Source organism: Frankia sp. KB5 (assembly GCF_002099325.1).
Classification (GTDB): domain Bacteria; phylum Actinomycetota; class Actinomycetes; order Frankiales; family Frankiaceae; genus Frankia; species Frankia casuarinae.
Map to the genome: position 1 here is coordinate 1 of NZ_MRUJ01000374.1, position 2,118 is coordinate 2,118.

The window sequence follows — 2,118 nt, forward strand, 5'->3', positions numbered from 1 at the left end:
CGATCAGAAGTCATCCCTCGACCGAGATCACGACAGGGACGGAACACAGGCTAGTTCACAAAGAATCTTGTCCTAAAAATCTTGACAAGTTCCGGTCGGCCCACCGCCGACCCAGGGCCCCGCGAAGATCACACAATGTTCTGATCTGTGAYGCTAAGTAGCAAGGTATTTTAGGGCCCGGCTACGGTCTCGGCCGATCGACTCGACGGTCTCCTTGATCTTGGTCGCGCCGTGGATGCGGAGGACGCTGAGCGCGAGATTTCGGAGTGCGGCGAGATTGCGTGGCCCGTTTCCGGTGTGGGCTTGACAGAAATCTTCCCGCCAAGTGGTGTCTCGGATGTAGTGGACACGGTTCTCGATGCCCCAGTGCAGCCTGACGTGTGTGTGGATCGTGAGCGGGGTGGCTCTCTCCTTCCAAAGACTGGTCACGACGAAGGCATATTCCTTTGTAAGGCGCACGCCGTCGAGGTCGAACTCCTCGCGGCGTATGACGGCGACCGTTCGCGCGCGAGGGAAGCGGATTCCCTCGGCGGTGGTGGTCCAGACGGCCCACCGCTTGATTCGGTCGTGCCCGCGTTCTTCTACCTGGTGGCCAGGCGGTTCCTGCAGAATCGGCAGAAGACGCTCGAAGATCTGCCGGAAAAGTGTGGGCTGATTGAGCTTGACAGTCAGGACGTAGTCGATGCCGAGTTTCCGCAGCAGGATGGCCGTCTTGAACTGTGTGTGCGCGGCGTCGAACGTCGCGATGGTGCGGCCGCGTTTGTGCCTCACGTGTTTCAGGAGGTTCTCGACCTGTGTGATCTCGTTGGTGCCGACGGGGACCTGGCTCTCGGCGACGACGACGCCCGTCTCGTGGATCATGGCGGAGAAGAGCTTGACCTGCTGGTTGTCGTCGGTCCAGGCTCCGCGCAGGACCTTGCCGTCCAGAGCGATCACGAGGTCGCCGTCGTCCCCGCGGGTCGCTCGTTCGTGTAGCCATGTCCCGATGACGAGATCGAGCGCGTCGGCGTCGATGCCTTTGAGGACTTCGCGAAGGGTCGACTAACTTGGCGCTGCGTAGCGTCCAGTGAAATGGTCGTAGCGTGCGCCGAGTCGGGCCAGCAGGTTCTGCGGGAGGTCGGCGGCCTGGCTGCCCAGCTGGCGGTAGTTCGTTGCGCCTGCGAGTGTCGCGACGACCGCGACGGCGAGCACGAACCCGAGTTCATACATTCTTCCCTGGGTGCCACGAAAATCCTTCACGTGGCGCAGCATCCCGAGAAGTATTCGGGAATTATCGTAGACGTTTTGATCGACGTCGCTCGACAGTTCGGCGTCGGTCTGGCATGATGGCACGCGGTGGCCTTCTCACTCGGGGTTCTGTTTGGTCGCACTTTCATTGTCCCGGGTGGAATGCCACCTTCTTCACAACAGCCCGTCCGGTTCCGRCAAATTTCGCCGGCGCGGTAGCATGGACGCGCCTCGAAGGGATTTTCTGACGAACGGCCGGAATGCCTCGATAGTTCGGCGGCGAAGTAGGCCGAGATTCGGCTGTCGAACCGCGGCCAGAAATGTTTCGCGGGTGTCGCGAGCCCGGACGGTACTCGAAGGGAGCCCGCTGGGCGGCTACTTAGCGTAGCGGATCAGTACTTGGGGCAATCTCCCCGGAGCCCTGCCGCCGACCGCAGGACCGACGCCGATATGTTCGAGGCCGCCGTAGCACGGCAGAGGTGTATGTTATCTACGCCACACCAGCAGCGATCGGCCGTGACACGTAACGTGATCGGGCTGGAGGACATCCCCGGAACGGGCGCGTGACAGTGATCAGTGCGTCGATGAACGCGCGCCGGATCTCCGCCGAATTACTCGGATATCGGTAAATTGCATCCCCGCCACGTAGTCGCGAAGACGTCCGAGCGTGTCCACCTCAGTACAGCTGGTGACCCTGAACAGGYGAGTAGATCGTACACCCGACGCAGGGTCCCAGCGCCCGTAGGGCCGCGATGAGGCCGAAGCTACGGGGATCCTAGCGGGAGTTTCCTAGATAAGTTGATCTTTGGAGTCCGTTGAGCTGGCCGGTGGCTGGTTCAGGACGGTCTGACCTGGATCTTTGAGTACTCGCCTGATCGACAGTTCGCCTTC

At 61.3% G+C, this 2,118-nt stretch carries 1 protein-coding gene and 1 pseudogene; both read right to left on the bottom strand.

All coding sequences use genetic code 11. The features are described from left to right. Nucleotides 1-153: 153 nt before the first annotated feature. A pseudogene (locus tag KBI5_RS24520) lies at nucleotides 154-1,026 on the bottom strand (ISAs1 family transposase); the annotation flags it as partial. Nucleotides 1,027-1,041: 15 nt separating this feature from the next. After that, the gene (locus KBI5_RS25760) at nucleotides 1,042-1,332 is read right to left on the bottom strand and encodes a transposase family protein (protein ID WP_116290015.1); all 291 of its coding nucleotides are present in this window, start codon (nucleotides 1,330-1,332) and stop codon (nucleotides 1,042-1,044) included. Between the last annotated feature and the right edge of the window lie 786 nt (nucleotides 1,333-2,118).